General features: G+C 45.4%; 2 protein-coding genes. Both read right to left on the reverse strand.

Annotated features, from left to right (window positions below):
- Positions 1-187: 187 nt before the first annotated feature.
- Positions 188-1105: a hypothetical protein gene (locus tag ABD892_RS10950; RefSeq protein WP_345195680.1), complete on the reverse strand. Its 918-nt coding sequence runs from the start codon at positions 1103-1105 to the stop codon at positions 188-190.
- 217 nt (positions 1106-1322) lie between these two features.
- Positions 1323-1793: a Dps family protein gene (locus ABD892_RS10955; RefSeq protein WP_345195681.1), complete on the reverse strand. Its 471-nt coding sequence runs from the start codon at positions 1791-1793 to the stop codon at positions 1323-1325.
- Between the last annotated feature and the right edge of the window lie 251 nt (positions 1794-2044).

The raw sequence follows: 2044 nt of genomic DNA on the forward strand, positions 1-2044 counted from the left end.
ATTTTGCCTGAAGAGCACAGGGGACGCTCTCTTCATTCAATTTAGCCTTACTTCTTCAGATCGTTAAGCGGGAGTTAAGGTTAAGGAGCACAATTGTTGTCAGCGCTGTATTTCAACAGATAATAGTCTTGCCCTAGGGTGCCCAAGATAGATGAAGTAAAAAATCAATGTGCCTCACTATTTACATTCATTGACCAGGCACCCCAACTGCCACCAAAACCTGCATTGCTGAAGCTGCCGCCTTACGAACAACATTTCTGTAACTGATGACCAGCTGCTCATCAATCGCATCGCTTGATGACTCAGCGACAGACGCTATCGCAGAGACATCATCCCTGACACCTGAAGCATCACTATTCAATGGGTGGGGAGAATATTTCTGGTTCCCTAACAGGTCACAAAATGTTTTCTCCATGCTCAAACGTTCATCTTCACATTCAAAAATTTCCACCAACCCTGGCGTCAATCCTCGCATTATCGGACGAACATGCATTTTCACGCGATCCATCGATAACTCTATATATTTGCAAAGGTGGTCTTTTATATTTTCCGGGATATTCGGATTCCTTTTTATCGCAGCAATCTCCTCTATGAGAGGATGTATGCTTTCATCAATTGATACCAGGCATGCCTCAACATTAATACCCGCGTCAGACGACTCCAGCGCGGCCAGCGTTGAGATCGCACGCTTATATTCTTGCAACTTGACAGTGGCGTTTCGCATTGCCTCATAATTTTCTTTGTATGAGGGAAATGGATTAGCAGGTGCGATTTTCAAAGACAATGGCCTGCGTACTGGGCGCCCCACCCTGAAAACAGACGATTGAGCCTGCTGCCCATCAATAGAGGAAAACCATTGAGCCCTTCGGCTAACAAGCCCTGACACGGGCCTTTCCCTCAAAGGAATCACCGGAGTACAACCGGCTTTGCTGATTGATGCCTGCGAATTTTTCTTCTGATCGGCCAGTTGGTGAATGAATAACTTCGCAGCCGCTGCGGAAGGCTTTAGAGGTGATAACCTGGATTTTCTCCTGCCCTGCTTATTGATTCCATAACGATATGGTAATGGTTGCCTATTACCTGATTTACCTGATACATGCTCCATCCCATCCCCCTATATCTTTTCCGAATATGCTTAATGACAAAAAATCTGGCTAGAAGGCATTGAACCAAAGAGCCTGAAAAACATTTCCTAGACAGCTCAGGAACAGAAATAGTTCATAACAAAACCATCAGATGAAGGCGATTCGTCAGGAAGAATAAACAAAGCCCCAATGATCTTAACAATCACCGGGGCATCTCTTGCTAAAACAACAATAGGGTTACTGAAGGTAAGCATTCAGCATCCACAGAAGCTTTTCCTGCTCACGAATGTAGTCAGACATTAACGCCACCGTCCCTTCATCACCGGCATTGCTCGCCAGCGCCATGATTTCACGCTGTTTAACCAATACTTTGCTGAAACTGTCCACCAGGTTGCTAACACAGGCTTTGCCTTCGGTCACATTCGTATGCTCGGCAATCTCACTGTGCTCCAGGTAACCACTGAAGCAATGTTCCGGCGTATGACCCAAGGTCACAATGCGCTCGGCGAGCTCGTCCACTTTATTCTGGAGATCGGTATAAATCTCTTCAAATTTCTGATGCAGCTGAAAAAAACTGCCGCCACGGATATTCCAGTGATAACCCCGACTGTTCATATACAACACCTGGTAACTGGCAAGGAGCCGGTTCAGCTGTTCAGCAATGGCGGCGCTATGGTTAAGCTCAAGACCAATCAGATTCTTGTTCACGGTTGCGTTCCTCTTTCATCAATCGATTTTCTGAGATGAAAGATATGCCTGATGCAACATTGCCGCTAATGAATTAATGTTAATCTACTGATACAGCTTTCCTATCACCAGAGCAGGATTGATTAGCATCGCCCACATATATGGGAAATATTGTCAATGTCACAGTGATTCTCCTTAAATCCCGCTTAACCTTGGGAATGTGAGCAAGCTGGCCGTACTTTTGGCAACAGAGTACAGTTTTTGCACAAAAC

This window comes from Kistimonas scapharcae, from assembly GCF_039540975.1.
In the GTDB taxonomy this organism is placed as follows: Bacteria; Pseudomonadota; Gammaproteobacteria; order Pseudomonadales; family Endozoicomonadaceae; genus Kistimonas; species Kistimonas scapharcae.

Bases quoted from the DNA above. Each gene is read 5' to 3' on its own strand.
- ABD892_RS10950 (WP_345195680.1), bottom strand. From the start codon at position 1,105: ATGGAGCATGTATCAGGTAAATCAGGTAATAGGCAACCATTACCATAT.